16 protein-coding genes and 2 pseudogenes are annotated in these 23048 nt (G+C 75.6%); 1 reads left to right on the forward strand and 17 read right to left on the reverse strand.

Annotated features, from left to right (window positions below; all coding sequences use genetic code 11):
• Positions 1-80 precede the first annotated feature (80 nt).
• Positions 81-1592, reverse strand: coding sequence for a potassium/proton antiporter (locus JKP76_RS16400; protein ID WP_200491944.1), 1512 nt, complete (start codon positions 1590-1592; stop codon positions 81-83).
• Positions 1593-1724: 132 nt separating this feature from the next.
• Between JKP76_RS16400 and ileS the strand changes: the two genes are divergently transcribed.
• Complete coding sequence (ileS, locus tag JKP76_RS16405) at positions 1725-4895, forward strand: isoleucine--tRNA ligase (RefSeq protein ID WP_309229617.1); 3171 nt, start codon at positions 1725-1727, stop codon at positions 4893-4895.
• Here the strand turns inward: ileS and JKP76_RS16410 are convergent, their stop codons facing one another.
• The 16 genes and pseudogenes from JKP76_RS16410 to JKP76_RS16485 all read right to left on the reverse strand — a co-directional run bounded on the left by JKP76_RS16410 (position 4896) and on the right by JKP76_RS16485 (position 23047).
• Complete coding sequence (locus JKP76_RS16410) at positions 4896-5501, reverse strand: hypothetical protein (protein WP_200491946.1); 606 nt, start codon at positions 5499-5501, stop codon at positions 4896-4898.
• 126 nt (positions 5502-5627) lie between these two features.
• Entirely contained in the window at positions 5628-6353 is a 726-nt protein-coding gene (locus JKP76_RS16415; protein ID WP_200491947.1) for a DivIVA domain-containing protein, read from the reverse strand.
• A 99-nt stretch (positions 6354-6452) separates the two neighbouring features.
• Entirely contained in the window at positions 6453-6743 is a 291-nt protein-coding gene (locus JKP76_RS16420; RefSeq protein ID WP_200491948.1) for a YggT family protein, read from the reverse strand.
• A gap of 68 nt (positions 6744-6811) precedes the next feature.
• Positions 6812-7093 (reverse strand): annotated as a pseudogene (locus JKP76_RS24200) (cell division protein SepF); the annotation flags it as partial.
• A gap of 723 nt (positions 7094-7816) precedes the next feature.
• Positions 7817-8329 (reverse strand): annotated as a pseudogene (locus JKP76_RS24205) (YggS family pyridoxal phosphate-dependent enzyme); the annotation flags it as partial.
• Positions 8311-9048, reverse strand: coding sequence for a peptidoglycan editing factor PgeF (pgeF, locus tag JKP76_RS16435; protein ID WP_200491950.1), 738 nt, complete (start codon positions 9046-9048; stop codon positions 8311-8313). The gene pgeF and the pseudogene JKP76_RS24205, both read right to left, overlap by 19 nt.
• Positions 9049-9096: 48 nt before the next feature.
• Entirely contained in the window at positions 9097-10383 is a 1287-nt protein-coding gene (ftsZ, locus tag JKP76_RS16440) for a cell division protein FtsZ (protein WP_200491951.1), read from the reverse strand.
• Between the two features lie 355 nt (positions 10384-10738).
• Complete coding sequence (locus JKP76_RS16445) at positions 10739-11557, reverse strand: FtsQ-type POTRA domain-containing protein (RefSeq protein WP_200491952.1); 819 nt, start codon at positions 11555-11557, stop codon at positions 10739-10741.
• Positions 11554-13026: a UDP-N-acetylmuramate--L-alanine ligase gene (gene murC / locus JKP76_RS16450; protein WP_200491953.1), complete on the reverse strand. Its 1473-nt coding sequence runs from the start codon at positions 13024-13026 to the stop codon at positions 11554-11556. The genes JKP76_RS16445 and murC overlap by 4 nt, the downstream gene beginning before the upstream one ends.
• Complete coding sequence (gene murG, locus JKP76_RS16455; RefSeq protein ID WP_242472208.1) at positions 13023-14078, reverse strand: undecaprenyldiphospho-muramoylpentapeptide beta-N-acetylglucosaminyltransferase; 1056 nt, start codon at positions 14076-14078, stop codon at positions 13023-13025. Before murG ends, murC begins: the two co-directional genes overlap by 4 nt.
• A gap of 65 nt (positions 14079-14143) precedes the next feature.
• Positions 14144-15634 carry a putative lipid II flippase FtsW gene (ftsW, locus tag JKP76_RS16460; RefSeq protein ID WP_309229615.1) on the reverse strand — a complete coding sequence of 497 codons (1491 nt, stop codon included), beginning with the start codon at positions 15632-15634 and terminating at the stop codon, positions 14144-14146.
• A gap of 4 nt (positions 15635-15638) precedes the next feature.
• Positions 15639-17057 carry a UDP-N-acetylmuramoyl-L-alanine--D-glutamate ligase gene (murD, locus tag JKP76_RS16465; protein ID WP_200491954.1) on the reverse strand — a complete coding sequence of 473 codons (1419 nt, stop codon included), beginning with the start codon at positions 17055-17057 and terminating at the stop codon, positions 15639-15641.
• Positions 17057-18133: a phospho-N-acetylmuramoyl-pentapeptide-transferase gene (gene mraY / locus JKP76_RS16470; RefSeq protein WP_200491955.1), complete on the reverse strand. Its 1077-nt coding sequence runs from the start codon at positions 18131-18133 to the stop codon at positions 17057-17059. The genes murD and mraY overlap by 1 nt, the downstream gene beginning before the upstream one ends.
• On the reverse strand, positions 18130-19527 hold the full coding sequence (gene murF / locus JKP76_RS16475) for a UDP-N-acetylmuramoyl-tripeptide--D-alanyl-D-alanine ligase (protein WP_200491956.1): 1398 nt from the start codon (positions 19525-19527) through the stop codon (positions 18130-18132). The genes mraY and murF overlap by 4 nt, the downstream gene beginning before the upstream one ends.
• Positions 19524-21086 carry a UDP-N-acetylmuramoyl-L-alanyl-D-glutamate--2,6-diaminopimelate ligase gene (locus JKP76_RS16480; protein WP_200491957.1) on the reverse strand — a complete coding sequence of 521 codons (1563 nt, stop codon included), beginning with the start codon at positions 21084-21086 and terminating at the stop codon, positions 19524-19526. Before JKP76_RS16480 ends, murF begins: the two co-directional genes overlap by 4 nt.
• 110 nt (positions 21087-21196) lie before the next feature.
• Entirely contained in the window at positions 21197-23047 is a 1851-nt protein-coding gene (locus JKP76_RS16485) for a penicillin-binding protein 2 (protein WP_200491958.1), read from the reverse strand.
• Position 23048 lies beyond the last annotated feature (1 nt).

The following is a 23048-nucleotide window of genomic DNA, read 5'->3' on the forward strand; positions in this document are numbered from 1 at the left end:
CGTCGGTCGCAGCACTGGCCGGGCCGCCACCTTCGCACGACCGGTGCAGGGCCCGCAGCCCCACCGAGCGGAGCGAGGGCTCAGTCCGCGCCGGTGGGGGCGCCGGTCTCCCCGCGCCAGGTCGCCAGCCGGCCGGCCCGGCTGACCGCCCGCAGCCGCCGTTCGGCCTCCCGACGCGAGCGCCGGGCGGTGACGATGAGCGCCTGGTCGCCTCGCCTGAGCCGGGTCTGCTCGTCCGGGACGAACGATCGCCCGTCGCGCACGACGAGCACCACCGCGGCGTCCTCGGGCAGCCGCAGCTCGGGCAGGTAGACGCCCTGGAGCCGGGAGCCGGCCTGGACGGTGAGCTGCAGCAGGTCGGCGTCGAGCTCGTCCAGCGGCGCGGACTCCACGTCGACGTCGCGCGGGATGGCGGGAGCCGCGATGCCCAGCCGCCGGGTGACCGCGGGCAGGAGCCCGCCCTGCACGACCGTGAACACCACGACGAGGACGAACACGGTGTCGAAGATCATCGTGGCGTCGGGGACCCGGCCGGTGAGCGGGAAGGTGGCCAGCACGATCGGCACGGCGCCGCGCAGCCCGGCCCACGAGACGAACGCCTGGTGGCGCAGCGGCCAGCGGAACCAGACGAGGCTGGCGAGCACCGACAGCGGCCGGGCCACCAGCAGCAGCGCGGCGCCGACGAGCAGCGCCGGGACCACGGCGTCGGGCAGCCGGCCCGGCGAGACCAGCAGCCCGAGCAGCACGAACAACCCGATCTGGGCCAGCGACGCCGCGCCCTCCGCGAAGCCGATGCTGGCCGACCGGTGCGGCATGCGGACGTTGCCGAGGACGACGCCGCAGAGGTAGACCGCGACGATCCCCGAGGTGTGGGCGAGGCTGGCGCCGGAGAACGCGAGCACACAGATCGCGAGCGTGGCCAGCGGGTAGAGCCCGGCCACGGGGAGCGCGACGCGGCGCAGCAGCCAGCCGCCGCCGGAACCGACGGCCAGGCCGATGAGCGCACCCCCGGCCAGCTCGACGGCGAGCTCCCCGACGACGACGTACCAGGCGTGCGTCTCACCGCCTTTGAGCTGCGAGATCAGCGCCGCGGCCAGCAGGATCACCGGCGCGTCGTTCAGCCCGCTCTCGGCCTCGACGGCGGCCACCAGCCGGCGCGGCAGCGGCAACCGGCGGAGGACGGCGAACACCGCGGCGGCGTCGGTCGAGCCGATGACCGCGGCGAGCAGCAGGGCGAACCCCCACTCGACGTCGAGCAGCCAGACGGCGAACGACGCGGTGACGACGACGCTGACGCCCACGCCGACCGTCGCCAGGGTGACCCCCGGCCCCAGGGCACGGCGCATGTCGTCCCACCGCGTGGTGAGCCCGCCCTCGGCCAGGATGACCACGAGCGCGGCGATGCTGAGGTTGGCCGCCAGGTCGAAGTCCTCGAACTGGATGCCCAGGCCGCTCTCCCCCAGCCCCACGCCGAGGGCCAGGTAGAGCAGCAGGCTGGGCAGGCCGAGCCGGTCCGCGAGGCGCAGCGCGACGGCCGCGACGAGCACGACGACGGCACCGATCCCGAGCGCGAGCGTGACCGTCGTGCTCACCGGCCGCCGTCCCCCATGGGGGCAGTGTCGCGTACGCCCGTGTCGGGGCGGTGTCGCGCCCTCTCGCGGTTCGGGGCGGCGCGGCGGACGCCCGCCCCGAACCCGTTTGCCGGTTCGGGGAGAATGGCCGGCGTGAGTTCCCCCTCGGCCACCGGCCCGTTCGCAGCCATGCCCCCGCAGGTCGACCTGCCGGAGCTGGAGCAGCAGATCCTGCAGCGCTGGGAGGCCGACAAGATCTTCGCCCGGACGCTCGAGGGCTCGGCCGGCCGGCCGCAGTGGAACGTCTACGAGGGGCCGCCGACGGCCAACGGCCGCCCGGGCACGCACCACATCGAGGCGCGCGCGTTCAAGGACGTCTTCCCCCGGTTCAAGACGATGCAGGGCTGGCACGTGCCCCGCCGCGCGGGCTGGGACTGCCACGGCCTGCCGGTGGAGATCGCCGTCGAGCAGGAGCTCGGGTTCGCGGGCAAGCCGGACATCGAGCGGTACGGCATCGCGGAGTTCAACGCGAAGTGCCGCGAGTCGGTCGAGCGGCACGTCGACTCGTTCTCCGAGCTGACCCGCCGGATGGGCTACTGGGTGGACATGTCCACGGCCTACTGGACCATGGACTCCGGCTACATCCAGAGCGTGTGGTGGTCGCTCAAGCAGATCTTCGAGAAGGGCCTGCTGGTCGAGGACCACCGGGTCGCCCCCTACTGCCCGCGCTGCGGCACCGGCCTCTCCGACCACGAGGTGGCCCAGGGGTACGAGTCGATCACCGATCCCTCGGTGTACGTCCGCATGCCCGTCACCAGCGGCGAGTGGGCCGGGAAGGCCGACCTGCTGATCTGGACGACGACGCCGTGGACGCTGCCGTCGAACACCGCCGTCGCCGTGCATCCCGACGTCACCTACGTCGTCGCGCGGCGCGGGGAGGACACGCTCGTCGTCGCCGAGCCGCTGCTCGCCGCCGTCTTCGGGGAGACCGACGACGTCGATGTGCTCGCCCGGACCACCGGCCGCGACTGGGAGCGGGTGCACTACCAGCGCCCCTTCGACCTGGTCGAGTTCCCGGAGGGCGACGCCCACTACGTCGTGCTCGCCGAGTACGTGACCACGGAGGACGGCACCGGCCTGGTGCACCAGTCCCCCGCGTTCGGCGCCGACGACCTCGCGGTGTGCCGCGGCTACGGGCTGCCCGTCGTCGTCCCGATCGACGCCACGGGCCACTTCCTGCCCGACGTCCCCCTGGTGGGCGGGCACTTCTTCAAGGCCGCCGACCCAGCGCTGGTGGAGGACCTGCAGGCCCGCGGGGTGCTGTGGCGCGAGCAGCGCTTCGAGCACAGCTACCCGCACTGCTGGCGCTGCCACACGCCGCTCATGTACTACGCGCAGCCGTCCTGGTACATCCGGACCAGCGAGATCAAGGACCAGCTGCTCGCCGAGAACCAGAAGACCACCTGGTACCCGGAGAGCATCAAGACCGGCCGCTACGGCGACTGGCTCACCAACAACGTCGACTGGGCGCTCTCCCGGGACCGGTACTGGGGCACACCCCTGCCGATCTGGCGGAACGACGCCGACCCGTCCCGCATGGTCGCCGTCGGCTCGCTGGCCGAGCTCTCCGAGCTGACCGGCCGCGACCTGTCCGACCTGGACCCGCACCGCCCGTTCATCGACGACGTCACCTTCACCCGGCCCGGTGAGGAGGGCACCTACCGGCGGGTCCGGCAGGTGATCGACGCCTGGTACGACTCCGGCTCGATGCCGTTCGCCCAGTGGGGCGCGCCGCACCGCAACCAGGAGCAGTTCGAGGCCGCCTACCCGGCGCAGTTCATCTGCGAGGCGATCGACCAGACCCGCGGCTGGTTCTACACGCTCATGGCCGTGGGCACGCTGGTGTTCGAGCGGAGCTCCTACGAGAACGTGCTGTGCCTGGGCCACATCCTGGCCGAGGACGGCCGCAAGATGAGCAAGCATCTGGGCAACATCCTGGAGCCCATCCCGCTGATGGACCGGCACGGCGCCGACGCCGTCCGCTGGTTCATGCTGGCCGGCGGCTCGCCATGGTCGGCCCGGCGCGTGGGCCACGAGACGCTCTCCGAGGTCGTCCGGAAGGTGCTGCTCACCTACTGGAACACCGCGAGCTTCTTCACCCTGTACGCGGAGGCCAACGGCTGGGATCCCGCGACGACGCCGGCGCCCGCGCGCGCCGAGCGCCCGCTGCTGGACCGCTGGGCGCTGGCCCGCCTGGCGGCGGTGACCCGTGAGGTCACCGACGCGATGGAGGACTTCGACACCCAGGGCGCCGGCCGGCTGCTCGCCGGCTTCGTCGACGACCTGTCCAACTGGTACGTCCGGCGCTCGCGGCGGCGCTTCTGGGACGGCGACCCCGCCGCCCTGGCCACGCTGCACGAGGTGCTCGACGGGCTGACCCGCCTCATGGCGCCGTTCACGCCGTTCGTCACCGACGAGGTCTGGCGCCGCGCCGTCGTCCCCGGCCTGGTCGGGGCGGCCGCCGACCGCGCCGTCGACTCGGTGCACCTGGCCTCCTGGCCCGCCGTCGACGAGGACGCCCGTGACGACGCGCTCGTGGCGCAGGTGGACCTGGTGCGCCGGCTCGTGGAGCTGGGCCGCTCGGCCCGCACCTCGGCCAAGGTGCGCACCCGGCAGCCGCTGGCCCGCGCGCTAGTCGCGGCACCCGCATGGTCGGCGCTCCCCCGCGACCTGGTCGCCGAGGTGGCCGACGAGCTGAACGTGGCCGAGCTCGTCGAGCTCTCGGCCGTGGGCGGCGACCTCGTCGACGTCAGCGTCAAGGTGGACTTCCGCGCGGTCGGCCGCCGGCTGGGCAAGCAGGTGCAGGCGGTCGCGAAGGCCGTCGCCGCCGCCGACCCGGCCGCGCTCACCGCCGCCTACCGCGCGGGGACCGCGACCGTGGAGGTCGAGGGCTCGCCCGTGGCGCTGGCCGACGGGGACCTGATCGTCACCGAGACCCCGCGCGAGGGCTGGACCGTGGCCAGCGGCGGCGGGCTCACCGTCGCCCTGGGCCTCACCCTCACCCCCGAGCTCGAGCGGGCCGGCCTGGTCCGCGAGGTCGTGCGGCTGGTGCAGGAGGCGCGCAAGAACGCGGGCCTGGAGGTCAGCGACCGGATCGAGCTCTCCTGGACCGGTGAGGGCGCGGTCGCCCGGGCCGTCACCGAGCACGCCGACGCGCTGGCCGCCGAGGTGCTCGCCGAGCGCGTCACGCAGGGGCCGGGCGACGGCGAGGGCGTCGAGGGGCCGGAGGGCTCGCGCTTCTGGGTGGTGCGCAGCCCGCGCTGATCAGCCGCGCCTGCGGGCCCGGACGCCCTCGGCGAGCGTGGCGTCGGGCCGGCAGGTGCCGCACGGCGTGAAGCCGTCGGCGCGGGCCTCGTCCACCGGGATCGGGACGACCTCCCGGCCGGTCAGGGCGGCGCAGCCGGGCACGTGGTAGCGCGGGTGCTCGTCGACGACGAGCACCTCGTCCTTCAGGTCGACGACGAGCAGCAGGTCGGTGACCTCCACCTCCTCGACCGGCGGCTCGCCCTCGTCCGCGCGCTGCGACGACGACGCCGGCGGCGGAGCGGAGACCGGTGCGGCCGGCGTGGCCGGCAGGACCGGCTCCGCGGGCGGCGCGGCGGCGGCGCCGTTCCCCGCGTGCCGGCCGGTGGGGGCCTCGGTGGTCGCCGGCCGCCGGGCCGGCTCCGTCGCCGCACGGGCGGGCGGGGTGGGGGCAGCCGGGACGGGCTCGGCAGGAGCGGCCATCCCCCGGCGGGCGAGGAACAGCAGCACCGCGGCCAGCACGCACACCCCGACGCACGCCCAGTAGAGCGCGGTCATCCCGGTGAGCACGCCGCCCACGAAGAGTCCGAGACCTCCGAGCACCAACAGGCCGGCCACGATGATCACGCCCCGAACTCTAGGGGCACGACCCCAGCGGCGCGCTCACGACGCCCTCCGCCCCCGGGAACGGCACAGGGCCCCCGGACGGTGGTCCGGGGGCCCTGCAGCGCGCTCCGCGCGGAGCGCGGTCGGTCAGGCGCCGGCGTGCTGGTTCTGCCGGGCGTTGGACGCCGGCTCCGCCGAGCCGCGGCTGTCCAGGTCGCGCAGGTGCGACTCGAGGTAGGAGCGCAGCCGGGTGCGGTACTCGCGCTCGAAGGTGCGCAGCTCCTCGATCTTGCGCTCGAGGCTGCTGCGCTTCTCCTCGAGGCTGCCCATCGCCTCGACGTGCCGGCGCTCGGCGTCCTGGTCGAGGGCCGCGGCCTTGGCCCGGGCCTCGCGCTCCAGCGTCTCCGCGCGGGTGCGGGCGTCGCCGATCATCGAGTCGGCGCGGTGCTTGGCCTCGGTGACCATCTGCTCGCTCTTGGCGCGCGCGTCGGTCATGAGCCGCTCGCTGTTGGTCTTCGCGCCGCTGAGCATCTGCTCGGCCTGGGTCTTGGCCTCGTTGACGTACCGGTCGGCCGTCTCGGTGGCCAGCGCCAGCATCCGCGACGCGCGGGCGCTGTCGTCCTGCTGCGGCTGCGCCGGGGGCGCGGCGGCGACGGGCGCGGGGGCGGGGGCCGGCTCGGGGCGCTCCTCGGCGCGCGCCTGGACGCGGCTGCCGGCGCCGGAGCGCAGCTCGTTGTTCTCCTCGATCAGGCGGGCCAGCTCGGCCTCCACCACGTCGAGGAAGGCGTCGACCTCGTCCTCGTCGTAGCCCCGCTTGCCGATGGGCGGCTTCTTGAAGACGACGTTGTGCACGTCGGCAGGCGTGAGTGGCATCAGGTCACCTTAGAGGTACGGCGGGACGAGTGGGCTGCGGACAACCGGAGGGGGACGCGCTGGATCGACCGTCCGGTTGCCCGGGGAGTGTCGATCACGTTAGCGCGCCAGACCCCCGACGATGCCACGGAGGATGACCACGGCGATCAGGACCACCATGAAGCCGAGGTCCAGCCGGATCGTCCCCAGGTTGAGCGGCGGGATGACGCGGCGCACGGCCTTCAACGGCGGGTCGGTGGTGCTGTAGACGAGCTCCAGACCGGCGGCCACCGCACCCGCGGGGCGCCAGCTGCGGGCCAGCACCATCACCCAGTCGACGATGAACCGCGCGAACAGCAGCACGAGGAACACGGTCAGGACCACGTAGAGGATCAACCAGAGAAGTGCCACGGTCCTCGTTCGTCCTGGCACCCGGGGGTGCCGCCGTCATGGGCGCCCGGATGGGCGCCGCGCCTGCCTCAGGACTGGTTGAAGAACCCGCCCTCGCGGATCCGCGCCTTGTCCTCGGCCGTCACGTCGACGTTCTGCGGGCTCAGCAGGAACACCTTCGCCGTGACGCGCTCGATGCTACCGCGCAGCCCGAACGACAGTCCCGCGGCGAAGTCGACGAGCCGCTTCGCGTCGGCGTCGTCCATCTCGGTGAGGTTCATGATCACCGGCATGCCGTCGCGGAACCGCTCGCCGATCACGCGCGCCTCGTTGTAGGTGCGCGGGTGCAGCGTGGTGATCCGGTACGGCTGCGGCGCGGGGGCCGGCGCCGGAGCGGGCTCCGGGACGACGGCGGCCACCGGCTCGCGGACGGCGAGACCGGCCGCGCCCACGGGGCCGCTGCTCATGGCGCTGATCCGCGAGCCACCGCCACCGGTGCCGGCCGACGGCGCCAGCCCGAGCGGGCGGGCCGGGGCGACCCGGCGCACGCTGAGCGGCTCGGGGGCGCGCGCCGGGGCGGGCTCGGCGGGCACCGGCTCGTCCTCGTCGTAGCCGGCCGGGTAGTCGGCCCCGTCGTAGTCGTCGTACCGGTCCTCGTCGTAGCGCGAGTACCGGCGATCGGCGTCGGGATGGTCGGACTGCCGGGCGTCGTACCGGCCGTACCCGCGGGCGTCGTCGTCCTCGACGAGCCCCAGGTAGATCCCCATCCTCCGCATGGCTCCAGCCATCGGACCTCCCCCTCTGCCAGCGTGCTCAGATGCACCTTCGACGATCGTCGACGGAGCCACTCCGGGGCTCCGGGGGCCCCTGGGACTGGTGTGACTCATGTGTCGTGAGGCGAGGCTAGGGGCCGCCGGCCGAACAACGCGGTTCCGACACGCACGATCGTGGCACCCGCCGCGACCGCCTCCTCCAGGTCCCCGCTCATGCCCGCGGAAGAGCTCGACGGCGCCCGGGTGCTCGGCACGCACGCGATCGGCGAGCGCGGCCAGCCGGGCGAACGCGGGCCCCGGCTCCTCCCCGCGCGGGGCGACCGCCATGAGCCCGCGCAGCCGCACGCCCGGTAGCTCGGCGACGGCGTCGGCCAGGCCGGGGACGTCGTCCGGGGCCGCCCCCCCGCGGGCGCCCAGCTCCCCCTCCGGCCCGCCGAGGTCCACCTGGAGCAGGAGGTCCACCGGCCGCTGCGCGGCCTCCCCCGCCCGGCTCAGGGCCTGCGCGAGGGACGTGCGGTCGACCGAGTGGACGACAGCGCCCAGCCGGGCCACGGCGGCGGCCTTGTTGCGCTGGAGCTGGCCGATGAAGTGCCACCGCACCGGCAGGTCGGCCAGCTCGCCGGCCTTGCCGATCAGCTCCTGCGCGCGGTTCTCGCCGAAGTCCAGCTGGCCGAGCGCGGCCAGCTCCCGCACGTCGGCCGCGGGCCGGGTCTTGCTGACGGCCAGCAGCGAGACCGCGGCAGGATCCCGCCCGGCCGCCCGGGCGGCGGCGTCGATCCGCGCCCGCACCGCGTCGAGGTGCGCGCCGAGGCCGGTCACGACGGGTCGAGCCACACCAGGCCGGCCTGTCGCCCGGTGACGCCCTCGCGGCGGTGGGAGAACAGCTGGGGGTCCTCGACGGTGCAGCGCGGGTCGTGCACGACCTCGGTCACGCCGGCCCGGCCCAGCACCTCGGCCAGCCCCGCGCGCAGGTCGAGCCCGGGGGTGCCGCGCCGGGTGCGCACCGCGGCCGCGGGGGTGACGGCGGCGACCTCGGCCTGCATCGCCTCGGGCACCTCGTAGCAGGCGCCGCACACCGCCGGGCCGAGCAGCGCGGTGACGTGCCGGGCGCGGGCGCCCAGGCTCGCCATCGCCGAGAGGGTGGCGGGCAGCACCCCCCGGCGCACGCCCTCGCGGCCCGCGTGCACGGCGGCGACCACCCCGGCGACCGGGTCGGTGAGCAGCACGGGAACGCAGTCGGCCACCAGGACGCAGAGGACGAGCCCCGGTACGGCGGTGACGACGGAGTCGGTGCCGGGCAGCGGGCCGTCCTGCGGGCCCTCCACGACGGCGACGCGCGCCCCGTGCACCTGCTCCATCCAGACCAGCCGGTCCTCGGCGACGGCCAGCTCGCGGGCCACGCGGGACCGGTTCGCCGCGACCGCGGCCGGGTCGTCGCCGACGTGGTCGCCGAGGTTGAACGAGTCGTAGGGCGGCAGCGAACGGCCGCCCCGCCGATCGGTGACGACCCTGCGGGGTCGTGCCGAGGACGGGGCGGCCGGATTCGTACTCATCGCGTCGACCTTACGGCCGGGCGGAGGGGTCCCCGCCCGGCTCGTGGGCTACTGCTTGAGGAACTCGGGGATGTCGAGCTCCTCCTCGAAGTCCTCGTTCGACAGCGGCCGGCGGCCGTTGATCGCGCTCGGGATCGGCGGCAGCGGCGGCACGGTGATGCCGCCGCCCTGCTGCGGCGCGGCAGCCGGCGTCGCCGGGCGGGCCGGGGTGGCCGCCGCCTGCGGCGCCGGGGCGAGCCGCTCCCCCGAGCCCTGAGGCGCCGGGGCGGCCACCGGGTTCATCGGGGTCATCGACGGCCGGCGGTGCGGCGAGAGACCGCTGGGCACCGCGCCGGGCGCCTGGCCGGCGGGCACCGAGGCGGCCGCGCCGTCCTTGCGCACGTTCGGCTTACCGCTGTCGAAGCCGGCCGCGATGACCGTGACGCGGACCTCGTCACCGAGGGCGTCGTCGATGACGGCGCCGAAGATGATGTTGGCGTCCGGGTGCGCGGCGTCGGAGACCAGCGAGGCGGCCTCGTTGATCTCGAACAGCCCCAGATCGGACCCGCCCGAGATCGACAGCAGCACGCCGTGGGCGCCCTCCATCGAGGCCTCCAGCAGCGGGCTGGCGATCGCCTGCTCGGCGGCGAGCAGCGCGCGGTTGTCCCCGCGGGCGCTGCCGATGCCCATGAGCGCCGAGCCCGCTCCGGACATGACCGACTTGACGTCGGCGAAGTCCAGGTTGATCAGGCCGGGCGTGGTGATCAGGTCGGTGATGCCCTGGACACCGGAGAGCAGCACCTGGTCGGCGGTGCGGAAGGCGTCCATGACGCTGACGTTCCGGTCGCCGAGCTGGAGCAGCCGGTCGTTCGGGATCACGATGAGCGTGTCGCACTCGTTGCGCAGCTCCTCGATGCCCGACTCGGCCTGCACCGCGCGCCGCTTGCCCTCGAAGGCGAACGGGCGGGTGACCACGCCGATGGTCAGGGCGCCGAGCTTGCGCGCGATGGAGGCCACGACGGGCGCGCCACCGGTTCCGGTGCCACCGCCCTCGCCGGCCGTCACGAAGACCATGTCGGCCCCCTTGAGGACCTCCTCGATCTCCTCGCGGTGGTCCTCGGCGGCCTGGCGGCCCACGTCGGGCTGCGCACCGGCCCCCAGCCCGCGCGTGAGCTCCCGGCCGACGTCGAGCTTGACGTCGGCGTCGCTCATCAGCAGCGCCTGCGCGTCGGTGTTGATCGCGATGAACTCGACCCCCTTGAGGCCGACTTCGATCATGCGGTTGACCGCGTTCACCCCGCCGCCGCCGATGCCGACGACCTTGATGACCGCTAGATAGTTGTGCGGAGGTGTCATGCGGCGCTCCCCAACTGGACCCTCATCCTCAAGTTCAGCCTTACAGTTATGTCAACTCGGTCGACGGGGATGAAGCTAGGTGCGGGCCGAGAGGCGCTACAAGCACCCGCTCCGGCTCGGCGTGTCGGTAGGGCCGGACGCCACGGACCACTGGCGACACACCGGTCACATCTTCACCACTGGCCGTGACGACTCGCGCCGGATTCGTCTCATGCCGGGGTGCAGACTCCCACCGACCCCGGGAATCACACCCGCGACATTTGTTTTGCCCTCCGGGCGTGTCGCGGTGGTGGGCGTGTCGACCCGCGGGGCCCGTCCGCGCGCTGCGGACACGGGTGGCGACGGTGCGCGACCGCTACCGGAGGACGACGGCGTCGGGGACGCTGAGATCCAGCTCGGTGGCGGGCTCGACGGTGCCGGCGTCGATCTCGTCGAGCAGCGCCGCGAGGATCCGCGCCTTGTCCTCGGACTCCTCCGGGCCGCCCCAGCGGACGACGGTGCCGTCGGTCAGCGTCAGCACGAGGGCGCCCGGCCCGGGCGCCTCGACGAGACCCAGCTGCTCGCGGATGCCGGCCGGGAGCGCACCGATCGCGGTGAGCGCCGCGGTGGTCGCGGGGTCGTCCGGGCCGGGCTCGGCCACGGCGAGCGGCACGACGCCCGCGGGCGGCTCGCCGGTGACCGTGTCGAAGAGCACCCCCCGCGCGTCCAGCAGGGACCGGCGGCCGGGCTCGCCGACGACGGCCAGCGGCGTCCGCTCGACGACGGTGACGACCACGCGGCTGGGCCAGCCGCGGCTCACCGTGACCGACTCGACCTGGGGCAGCTCGGCGACGGCGTCCCGGGCGGCGTCGACGTCGACCCGGAGCAGGGGCGTGCCGTCGTCGATGCCCGCGGTCTCGCGGACCAGCTCGGCCGGCAGCGTGGTCGTGCCGTCCACCTGCACGGAGCGGACCGCCAGCAGCGGGCCGGCCCACAGCGCCCACGCGAGGAGGCCGAGCACGAGCACGCCCAGCCCGGCCTGGAGCGCGCGGCGGCGCCGTCCCGACCGCCCGCGCCGGCGGTCACGGCGGCGGTCGCGCAGCGAGGTGACCGAGGCGCCGGTGCGCCGCTCGGCGGGGCGCCGCCGGGACGAGCCGCCGTCGCGGTCCTTGGTGGTCGTCCCGGTCCGGCTCACCGGAGGGCGCCCGTCGCCCCGCCCGCCCCGTCCTCCCCGGTCCGTCCGGACGCGCGGGCGGTCAGCGCCTCGAGCACCTCGGGCCCGACCATCGAGACGTCGCCCGCGCCCATCGTCATGACCAGGTCGCCGGCGCGGGCCCGCGCGGCCAGCGCCGGGGCGGCCGCCGACCAGGACGGCTCGAACAGCACCCGCTCGGCCGGCAGCGGGACGGCGTCGGCCACCAGCGCGCCGGTCACCCCGGGGACGGGGTCCTCCCGGGCGCCGTAGATCTCCATGACGACGACCTCGTCGGCCAGCCCGAGGGCCTCGCCGAAGCCGGCGGCGAACTCCTGCGTCCGGCTGTACAGGTGCGGCTGGAAGGCCACGACCAGCCGGCCGTCCCCCGCGACCGCGCGGGCCGCACGCAGCTGGGCGCGCACCTCGGTCGGGTGGTGGGCGTAGTCGTCGTAGACCCGGACGCCGTCGACGACGCCCTTGAGCTCGAACCGCCGGCCCACCCCGCCGAAGCGGCCCAGGCCATCGATCAGCGCCTCGGCGGGCAGTCCCAGCTCGAGGCCGGCCAGGAGCGCGGCGGCGCTGTTGAGGGCCATGTGCTCCCCCGGCACGCGGATCCGCACCCGGCCGAGCTCGCGGCCGTCCAGCACCGCGGTCCAGCTGGTGGCGTCGCCCTCGACCCGCAGGTCGTCCAGGCGCAGGTCGGCGTCGGCGTCGCGACCGTAGGTGCGCACCCGGGCCGGCGTGGGCACGCCCCGCAGCCGCGCCGACCCGGGATCGTCGGCGCAGAGCACGAGGAAGCCGGCCGGGTCGATCGTCTGCAGGAACCGGTCGAAGGCCGCCTCGACCGCGGCGAGGTCGCCGTAGTTGTCCAGGTGGTCGGCCTCGACGTTGGTGACGATGCCGCCGAACGGCGCGAGCAGCAGGAACGAGCGGTCGCTCTCGTCGGCCTCGGCGACGAAGATGTCGCCCTCCCCCGCGTGCGCGTTTGAGCCGGACTCGTTGAGGGTGCCGCCGATGGCGAAGGAGGGGTCCGCGCCGCAGGCCTGCACGGCGACGGTGAGCATCGAGGTGGTCGAGGTCTTGCCGTGCGTTCCGGCGACCGCCACGCTGCGCCGCCCGGCCATGACCGAGGCCAGCGCGACCGCCCGGGGCAGCACCCGCAGCCCGCGGGCCCGCGCGCCGGCGAGCTCCGGGTTGTCGTCCCGGATCGCGGTGGACACCACGACGGTGTCGGCGTCGCCCAGGTGCGCGGCGTCGTGCCCGAGCTCGACCCGCGCGCCCAGGGCGCGCAGGGCCAGCAGCGTCGGGGTGTCCCGCCGGTCGCTGCCCGACACCCGCACGCCGCGGGCGAGCAGGATGCGGGCGATGCCGCTCATGCCGGCGCCGCCGATGCCGACGAAGTGCACCGCCCCCAGCTCGGCCGGCGCGGGCACCGCACCGGTCCAGGCCGCCACGTCCGCTGCGCTCACTGCTCGACTCCGGCCACGTCGAGCACGATCGCAGCCAGGGTCTCGTCGGCGTCCGGCGCCCCCGCCGCGGCGGCGTTCCGGGCGTAGCCGGCCAGCGCGTCCGGGTCGGTGAGCAGCGGCACCAGGTGCTCGGCGATCCAGGCCGGCGTCAGCTCGGCGTCCTCCACCAGCAGCCCTCCCCCGGCCTCGACCACGGGCAGGGCGTTGCGCCGCTGCTCGCCGTTGCCGATCGGCAGCGGCACGAAGACGCCGGGCAGCCCGACGGCGGAGAGCTCGGCCACGGTCACCGCGCCCGACCGGCACAGGGCGAGGTCGGCGGCGGCGTAGGCGAGGTCCATGCGCTCCAGGTAGTCGACGACGACATAGGGCGGCGCGCCGTCGCCGCGGGGCGACACCACCACGTCGGTGTTCTTGGGTCCGCGGGCGTGCAGCACCTGGACGCCGGCCGCGGCCAGCGCGTCGGCCGCACCCACCGCGGCCCGGTTGAGCGTGGCCGCGCCCTGCGAGCCGCCGAACACCAGCAGCGTGGGCCGGTCGGCATCCAGGCCGAAGGTCTCGCGCGCCTCGGCGCGTCGGGCGGCGCGGTCCAGCGCGGAGATCGCGGTGCGCAGCGGCATGCCCACGTGCTCGCCGCGGTGCAGCGGCGTCCCCGGCGTGGTGACGGCGACCCGCGCGGCCAGCCGGGCGCCGATCCGGTTGGCCAGCCCCGGGAGCGCGTTCTGCTCGTGCACCACGACCGGGACGCCGGCCCGCCGCGCCGCCAGGTAGGCCGGGAGCGCGACGTAGCCGCCGAAGCCGACGACGACGTCGGCACCGACTTCGTCGAGCAGCGCGCGGGTCTCGGCGACCGCGCGCCGCACCCGCCCGGGCACGCGCAGCAGGTCGACGGTGGGCTTGCGCGGCAGGGGCACCGGCGGGATCAGCCGCAGGTCGTAACCGCGGGCGGGGACCAGCCGGGTCTCCATGCCGCGGGCGGTGCCCAGGCAGGTGATCCGCAGCCCGCCGTCGGCCGCGGCCGGGGTGCGGCGCAGCGCGTCGGCGAGGGCGAGCATCGGCTCGATGTGGCCGCCGGTGCCACCGCCGGCGAGGACGACGGACAGCGGTCGGGACGCGCCGCTCACCGGGGCCCCCCGGACCGGCGGTCGGGCGCCGGCCGCGGCGCCGAGGCGCGGGCTCCGCCCTGCCGCGGCGCGGCCTGCCGCGGCGCGGCCTGCCGCGGCGCAGCCGGGGTGCGGACCGGCCGCTCCCGGCGGACCGGGGCGCGGGCGGGCACGACGGTGCGCCCGCTGCCGACCACCGGGCGCTGCGCGTCCTGGTCCTCGGGACGGCGGCGGGGGCGGACCGGCTCGACGGCGGCCGAGGGGGCGGGGAGCAGCAGCCGGGAGAGCCGGCCGCGGTCCCGCGCGCGGAGGGCCTCGACGGCCGCGGGCTCGGTGCAGGCGAAGCGCGCGAGCAGGCCGATCACGGCGAGGGTGAGGATGAGCGACGTGCCGCCCGCGGAGATCAGCGGGAGCGTCACGCCGGTCACGGGGAGGAGGCCGACCACGTAGCCCATGTTCATGGTGGCCTGGCCGACCAGCCACACGGTGATCGCGACGCTGGCGAGCTGCACGAACCGGTCGGCCGCCCGCTTGGCGATGCGGAAGCCGGCGTAGGCCAGCACCCCGTAGAGGGTGACGACCACCAGGCAGCCCAGGAAGCCCAGCTCCTCGCCGATGATCGCGAAGATGTAGTCCGACTCCGCCTCCGGGAGGATGTTCCACTTCATCGCGCTGTTGCCCAGGCCCACGCCGGACCAGCCGCCGCTGGCCAGCGCGTAGAAGCCGCGGATGGCCTGGAACCCGGTGTCGGTCGGGTCGGCGAAGGGGTCCATGAACGCGGTGATGCGGTCCATCCGGTAGGGCGCCACCGCCACGAGCAGCGCGATCAGCAGCGCCCCGACCGCGGCGAACGCGCCGAACCAGCGCAGCGGCATCCCGCCGGCCCACAGCAGCCCGACGAGCACCAGCCCGAGGCTCACGACCCCGCCGAAGTCCGGCTCGGCGATGATCAGCAGCGAGAGCACGCCGAACACCGGCAGGACCGGGACCAGCAGCGACGTCGTCGTCAGGTAGCGCTCGCGCAGCGCCAGGACGTGCGCGCCCCAGAGGGCGAGCACGATCTTGGCCAGCTCCGAGGGCTGGAAGAGCGTGAAGCCCAGGTCGATCCACTGCCGCGCGCCGTTGAGGCGGACGCCGATGCCGGGCACGAGCACCAGGAGCAGCAGCACGGCGACGGCGACCAGCGCGAACGGCGACCAGCGGCGGATCAGCCCGACCGGCAGCCGCATCGTGACCAGCATCGCGGTCAGGCCCAGGCCCGCCCAGACCAGCTGCTGGACGCCGGGTGCCCAGGCCGCCTCCTGCGCCAGCGCCGCCTCGATCGAGGAGGCGGAGAAGACCATGACCAGCCCGATGAGCAGCAGCAGGCCGGCCGCGCCCAGCACCAGGTGGCAGCTGGTCATCGGCCCGTCCATCCAGGCGGGGGCCGCCCAGCGGCGGGCCGGCGGCCGCACGCGCTCCTCGCGCGCGGACCGGGGAGGACGCGGACGGGTCTGCGTCGTCGTCACGGGGTCAGCCCAGCGCCCGGACCGCGGCGGCGAAGGCGGTGCCCCGGTGCGCGTAGTCGCGGTAGACGTCCATGGACGCCGCCGCGGGGGCGAGCAGCACGGTGTCGCCGGGGCGCGCGAGCCCGCGCGCGGCCGCCACCACGCGCGCCGTCGTCGCCTCGGCCGTCACACCCGTCCCATCCATCCCGCCATCGTCGCCGCTGGGGACCGTGACGACGGGGACCGTCGGGGCGTGTCGCGCCAGGGAGGCGGCGATCCGGTCCCGATCGCGGCCCAGGAGGACCACACCGGCCAGCCGCGGCGCGACGGCGGCGACCAGCGGGTCGACGTCGGCGCCCTTGAGCAGCCCGCCGGCGATCCACACCACGCGCGGGTAGGAGGCCAGCGAGGCGCCGGCGGCGTGCGGGTTGGTGGCCTTGCTGTCGTCGACCCAGTCGACGCCGTCGACGGTGGCCACGAGCACGTTGCGGTGGGCGCCGCCGCGGAAGCCGGCCAGCCCGCGGCCGACGACCTCGGCAGGAACGCCGGCCGCCCGCGCGAGCGCCGCGGCGGCCAGGGCGTTCACCGTGTTGTGCGGGCCGGGCACCTGCAGCAGACCCGCTTCCAGCAGCACCTCCCCCGCCGGGTCGGCGGCGAACGCCCGGTCGACCAGCGCCCCCTCGCGCACGCCGAGCTGGCCGGGCGCCGGTTCGCCGAGGGTGACCGTGACCGGGTGCGGGTGCGCCGCCGCGAGCGACGCGGCGACCGGGTCCCCGGCGTCGGCGACGGCGACCGGCGAGCGCTCGAGGATGCGGGCCTTGGCGTCGCGGTAGGCGGCGAAGGAGCCGTGCCAGTCGGTGTGGTCGTCGGCCACGTTGAGCACCGCGGCGGCGGCCGGTGCCAGGGTCGAGGACCAGTGCAGCTGGAAGCTGGACAGCTCGACGGCGATCGCGTCGAAGGTGGGCGTCCCGTCGGGGTCGCGGGCGGTGACCACCTCGACCAGCGGCCGCCCCACGTTGCCGGCGGCCACCGCGCGGCGGCCGGCGGCCAGCAGGATCGCCTCGAGCATGGTGACCGTCGTCGTCTTGCCGTTGGTGCCGGTGACCGCGAGCCACGGCGCGGGGACGCCGTCCGGCCCGGCGATGCGCAGCCGCCAGGCCAGCTCCGGCTCCCCCACGACCTCGACCCCGCGGCGGGCGGCGTCGGCGAGCAGCGGGGAGTCCGGGCGCCAGCCCGGCGAGGTGACGACGAGGTCGGTGCCCTCGGGGACGGCGGCGGCGTCGCCCAGCCAGGTTGCGCCGGCCGCGGTGAGCTCGGCGACGACCGGGCGCTCCTGGGCGTCGGTGAGCTGCACCGTCGCGCCCAGCTCCAGCAGCACGCGGGCCGCCGCGACCCCGGAGACGCCGAGCCCGGCGACGAGCACGCGGGCCGAGCCGAGTTCCATCACAGCCCCACGAAGGAGAGCCAGTCCGCGTAGAACAGCCCGAGGCCGAACGCGACGGCCATCCCGGTGACCAGCCAGAACCGGACGATGACGGTGTTCTCCGTCCAGCCGGCGAGCTCGAAGTGGTGGTGCAGCGGCGCCATCCGGAACACCCGGCGGCGGGTGGCCCGGAAGAAGGCGACCTGGATGACCACCGAGAGCGTGACGGCGACGAACAGGCCGCCGAGCACGACGAGCAGCAGCTCGGTGCGGGTGACGATCGCCAGCCCGGCGATCAGCCCGCCGAGGGCCAGCGAGCCGGTGTCGCCCATGAAGATGCGCGCCGGGCTGGTGTTCCACCACAGGAAGCCCAGGCAGGCGCCCATGGCCGAGGCCGCGACCAGCGTGATGTCCAGCGGGTCGCGCACCTGGTAGCAGCCCTCGATGAGCTCGCTGGCGCAGTCGTGGGTGAACTGCCAGAAGGAGATGACGATGTAGGAGGCCAGCACCATCGCCGAGGAGCCGGCCGCGAGCCCGTCGAGCCCGTCGGTCAGGTTCACCGCGTTGGAGAACCCGGCGATGAACAGGTAGGCCAGGATCACGAAGCCGATCGAGCCCAGGGTGAGCGGCTCGATGTCGCGCACGTAGGAGACGACGGTGGAGGCCGGCGTCAGCCCGTTGCTCGGGAAGTTGATCGCCAGCACCGCGAACGTGACGCCGACCAGCAGCTGCCCGACCAGCTTGGCGGTCTTGTTCAGCCCGAGGCTGCGGCGGTGCCGGATCTTGAGGTAGTCGTCGAGGAAGCCGACGGTGCCCATGCCGACCATGAGGAACAGCAGCAGGATGCCGGTGGCGCTGAAGCCCCAGCCGGCGTTGCCGATGAACGCCAGGTGCGCGACCAGGTAACCGACGACGGTCGCGCCGACGATCACCGTGCCGCCCATCGTGGGCGTGCCCTTCTTGGACAGGTGGCTCTCGGGGCCGTCGTCGCGGATCTCCTGGCCCAGGCCCTGCCGCCGGAAGGCGCGGATGGCCAGCGGGGTCAGCAGGATGGACAGGATCAGGCCGACGCCTGCGGCGATGAGGACGCTCCTCATCCGTTCGCCCCCTCGTCGAGCAGATCGGCGGCGAGCAGCTCCAGGCCGAAGGACCGGCTGGCCTTGACGAGGACGACGTCCCCGGGGCGCAGCACCTCCGACACGAGCTGGCGGGCAGCGGCCCGGTCCGGCACGAGCACCGACTCCTCTCCTGGACGACGCCCGGCTGCGGCCGCACCGTCGGCTATGCCTACCGCATCGGGGCCGACGGCCACGACGAGATCGATCCCGGCGGCCGCGGCGTCGCGCCCCAGCCGCTCGTGCTCGGCCGCCGCGCCGGGCCCGAGCTCGGCCATGGCGCCGAGCACCGCGATGCGCCGCGTGGCCGGCATCCCGGCCACCGCGGCGAGCGCGGCCCGCATCGACTCGGGGTTGGCGTTGTAGGCGTCGTTGACGACGGTGACGCCGTCGGGGCGGCGGGTGACCTCCATGCGCCAGCGGCTGCGCGGCCCGGCCTCGGACAGCGCGGCGGCGACGGCGGCCGGGGCCATCCCGGCGGCCAGCGCGGCCGCGGCGGCGGACAGCGCGTTGGCGACCTGGTGCTCGCCGACGACGCGCAGGGCGACGGGGTGCTCCTCGCCGCCGGCGACGAGGGTGAACCGGCCGCGGGCGGAGTCGTCGAGGGCCACGTCGACGGCGCGGACGTCGGCGGTCGCGGCCCGCCCGGTGGTGACCACGCGCGCGCGGGTGCGCGGCGCCATGCCGAGCACGCGGGCGTCGTCGGCGTTGAGGACGGCGGTCCCGCTCTCGGGCAGCGCCTCCACCAGCTCGCCCTTGGCCTGCGCGATGACCTCCGCGCTGCCGAACTCGCCGAGGTGCGCGGAGCCCACGTTGAGCACGATGCCGATGTCGGGCCGGGCGACGGCGCACAGCCGGGCGATGTGCCCGGGGCCGCGGGCGCCCATCTCGAGCACCAGGTACCGGGTGCCCTCGTCGGCGCCGAGCACGGTGAGCGGCATGCCGATGTCGTTGTTGTACGAGCCGGGCGGGCTGACCGTCTCCCCCGCCGTCGCCAGCACCTGGCCGAGCAGGTCCTTGGTCGAGGTCTTCCCCGACGAGCCGGTCAGGCCGATCGTGGTGAGCCCACCGGCCGCGGCGAGCCGGGCGTGCACGCCGGCGGCCAGCCGGCCGAGGGCGGCCACCGGGTCGTCGACGAGGACGCACGGCAGCGCCGGGTCGGGCCGGGTGCACAGCGCGCCGGCGGCACCGGCCGCGGCGGCCGCACCGAGGTAGTCGTGCCCGTCCACCCGCTCACCGGCGACGGCGACGAACAGGTCGCCGGGGGCGACGGTGCGCGAGTCCAGGGTCACCGCGCCGGTGACCGCGGCGTCCGGGTCGCCGGCGAGCTCGCCACCGGCGAGGGCGGCGACCTCCGCCAGGGTCAGCGCGATCACCGGCGCACCTCCGCCAGGACCTCGCGCAGCACGGCGCGGTCGTCGAAGGGGTGCACGGTGCCCGCGACCTCCTGGCCGGTCTCGTGGCCCTTGCCGGCCACCAGCACGGTGTCCCCCGGGCGGGCCAGCGACACCGCGGTCGCGATCGCCGCGCGGCGGTCGCCGACCTCGTGCACCTCGGCGCGGCGGTGCGCCGGCACCTCGAGCACGCCGGCCAGCATCGCGGCACGGATGGCGGCCGGGTCCTCGGAGCGGGGGTTGTCGTCGGTCACCACGAGGACGTCGCTGCCCGCAGCCGCGGCCGCGCCCATGCCCGCGCGCTTGCCCGTATCGCGGTCGCCGCCGCAGCCGAGCACGGTGATCAGCCGGCCGGTCGTCGCCGTCCGCAGCGCCGCGAGGGCGGTGCTGACGGCGTCGGGGGTGTGCGCGTAGTCGACGGCGGCGACGAAGGGCTGGCCGGCCTCGACCGGCTCCATCCGGCCGGGGACGACGGTCGCGGCGATGCCGTCGAGCGCGGCGTCGACCGGCACCCCGACGGCGTCGAGCAGCGCGACGGCGAGCAGCGCGTTGGCCACGTTGAACCGGCCGGGCAGCCGGACCCGGGCGTCGCGGCGCAGCCCGCCGGGGCCGTGCAGGGTGAAGGTGGAACCGCCCTCGGGCGCGGCGGCGACGTCGGTCGCCCGCCAGTCGGCGTCCGCGCCCTCGGTGGAGACGGTGACCGGGCGGGGCCGGCCGGGGCGGTCGAGCAGCCGGCGGCCGTGCTCGTCGTCGACGTCGACGACCTCGGCGGCCGCGCGGCCGTCGAAGAGCAGCGCCTTCGCGCGGAAGTACTCCTCGAGGTCGCCGTGGAAGTCCAGGTGGTCGCGCCCCAGGTTGGTGAACCCGGCGGCGGCGAAGCGGACGGCACCGACGCGGCCGAGCACCAGCGCGTGGCTGGAGACCTCCATGACCACGGTGGCGACGCCGGACTCGGCCATGGCGGCGAGGAGGGCGTGCACGGCCGGCGCCTCGGGAGTGGTGCGCTCGCTGGGGATCGCGGTGGTGGCGCCGTCGGCGGTCCGCGTGCGGGTCTGCACAGTGCCGATGAGCCCGGTGGCCCGGCCGGCGGCGGCCAGCCCGGCCTCCACCAGGTAGGCCGTCGTCGTCTTGCCGTTGGTGCCGGTGATGCCGATGACCTGCAGCCGCTCGCTGGGCCGGTCGTAGACGCGGTCGGCCACCTCGCCGAGCACGCCGCGGGGGTCCTCGACGACGCACACGGGCAGGCCGGTCGCGACCGCGTCGGCGCGCCCGGTGGGGTCGGTGAGGACGGCGACGGCACCGCGCTCGACGGCCTGCGCGACGTAGCGGACGCCGTGCGTGCGGGCGCCGGGCAGCGCGGCGTAGAGGTCCCCGGGGCGGACGTCGCCGGAGGCGAGGGTGAGGCCGGAGACGGTCACCTCCGGGTCGCCGGCGACCGGCCGGCCGAGGAGATCGGCGAGCTCGGGCAGCGGCACGGGGCGCGGTGCGCGCGGGCGGCTGCCCGCGGGCGGGGGCGCCGACCCGCCGTCGGTCGGGGTCACGGGGCTCCAATCTACCGGCGCCGGTCCTCCTCCTCGTGCCACCGCGCCCCGCCGACGTGGCGGGATCGCCCCGGGGGTGTGCGGGCGGGAGGGCGGAGCGCTGCGCCCGGTCAGCGGTCGCGGGTGAGCTGGAAGTCCGGGCGCGGCGTGCCCGAGGGGACGACGCCGTCGGCGGTCAGCGCGTACCGGAGGATGTCGCGGAACACCGGCGCGGCCACCTGGCCGCCCTCGGCGGAGCTGGTCGGCCGCTCCAGGTCGACCGCGACCACGTACTGCGGGTCGTCGGCGGGGGCGAAGCCGACGAAGGTGGTGAAGTAGCCGCCGCCCTCGTAGCAGCCGCACTCGGGGTTGGCCCGCTGCGCGGTGCCGGTCTTGCCGGCGACGCGGAAGCCCTCGATCTGGCCCAGCGGCGCGGTGCCGCCGGGGCCCACGACCGCCTCGAGCATGTAGGCCATCGCGTCGGCGGTGTCCTCGCTGATCACCCGGGTGCCCTGGGGCCGCTCCGCCTGCTCGACGTGGCCGTCGGGCGAGGTGACCGACCGGACGATGCGCGGCTCGATGCGGACGCCGTCGTTGGCGATCGCCTGGTAGACCGAGGCCATCTGCAGCGCGGTCACCGAGACGCCCTGCCCGATGGCGATGTTGGCGGCCTGGATCTCGCTCCACTCGTCGGAGCCCTGGAAGATGCCCCTGCTCTCGCCGGGCAGCTCGATGCCGGTGCGGCTGCCGATGCCGAAGGCCCGGAGGTAGCGCTCGAGCACCTCGTCGCCGACCTCGCGGGCGAGCATGATCGTGCCGACGTTGCTGGACTTGGCGAGGATGCCGGTGACGGACCAGTCGATGGGCGCGTGGTCGTGCGCGTCGGTGACCCGCCGGTTGCCGGCCTGGATGTGGCCGTCGACGGTCAGGAACTCCTCCGGCGTCGCCTCGCCCTCCTCGATCGCGGCGGCCAGCGTGACGGCCTTCATGACCGAGCCGGGCTCGAAGACGTCGGAGACCACCGGGTTGCCCAGCCGGTCAGGGGTCTCACCAGGCCGTCCGGGGTCGTAGCCGGGGCAGGAGCCCATGGCGGCGACCTCGCCGGTGCGCACGTCGAGCACCACGGCCGAGGCGCGGGTGGTGAAACCGTCGGCGCAGGCCTCGGCGAGCCGCTGCTCGGTGACGTACTGCAGGTCCTGGTCGATGGTCAGCGCGACGTCGCTGCCGTCGGTGGCGGGCACCGACTCGTCGATGCCGCGGGAGGGGATGGGGTTGCCGCCGCTGCCCACCTCGAGCCGGCGGGTGCCCGGCGTGCCGGCGAGCTCGTCCTCGAAGGTCTGCTCGATGCCCGCCAGGCCGGTGCCGTCGCGGCCGACGAAGCCGACGACCTGCCCGCCGACCGCACCGGCCGGGTAGCGCCGCTCCGGGGCGTCGGTGATCACGATGCCGGCCAGCCCCAGTTCCCGGACGGCGTCGGCGGTCTCGGGGGGAACCCCCTCGGCCAGCAGCTGGTAGCGCCCCTCCCCCGCGAGCTTCTCGGTGAGCTCGGCGACCGGGACGTCGAGCAGCGTGGTGAGCGCCAGCGCGGCCCGGGCCGGGTCGGTGACGACGGTGGGATCGGCGGCGATCGTGGAGGCGTCGGCGGTGTAGGCGAACGGCCGGCCCTCGCGGTCGGTGATCTCGCCGCGGATGGCGGCGATCGGGTAGGTGCGCAGCCGGTCCTGGGCGGCGGCGTTGGCGTAGCGCGCGCCGTCGATGCCCTGGACGACGGCCAGCCGGCCCACCACGACGACGAGCAGCAGGACCAGCAAACCCAGCCCGATCCGGTTGCGGCTCATCCGCTGGGCGAGCGAGAGCCCCGCTCCCCCGCTGCGCCGGCTGCCCGGTGCACGCCGGGAGGTGAAGGCCCCCGGACCGCTGCGCGGCGCCGGGCGGCCGCCGCTGCGCGGTCCCGTCCCGGGGCCGCGGACGGTGCCCGCCACG

Origin of the sequence: Blastococcus sp. TML/C7B (assembly GCF_016612845.1) — a bacterium.
Lineage (GTDB): Bacteria > Actinomycetota > Actinomycetes > Mycobacteriales > Geodermatophilaceae > Blastococcus.

Coding starts and splice junctions, on each gene's coding strand:
- murD (WP_200491954.1), bottom strand. CDS start 17,057: ATGGAACTCGGCTCGGCCCGCGTGCTCGTCGCCGGGCTCGGCGTCTCC.
- murG (WP_242472208.1), bottom strand. CDS start 14,078: ATGCTCGCCCTCGCCGACGCGCTGCGCCGCACCCCGGCCGCGGCCGAC.
- pgeF (WP_200491950.1), bottom strand. CDS start 9,048: ATGAGTACGAATCCGGCCGCCCCGTCCTCGGCACGACCCCGCAGGGTC.
- JKP76_RS16415 (WP_200491947.1), bottom strand. CDS start 6,353: ATGCCACTCACGCCTGCCGACGTGCACAACGTCGTCTTCAAGAAGCCG.
- mraY (WP_200491955.1), bottom strand. CDS start 18,133: ATGAGGAGCGTCCTCATCGCCGCAGGCGTCGGCCTGATCCTGTCCATC.
- ftsZ (WP_200491951.1), bottom strand. CDS start 10,383: ATGACACCTCCGCACAACTATCTAGCGGTCATCAAGGTCGTCGGCATC.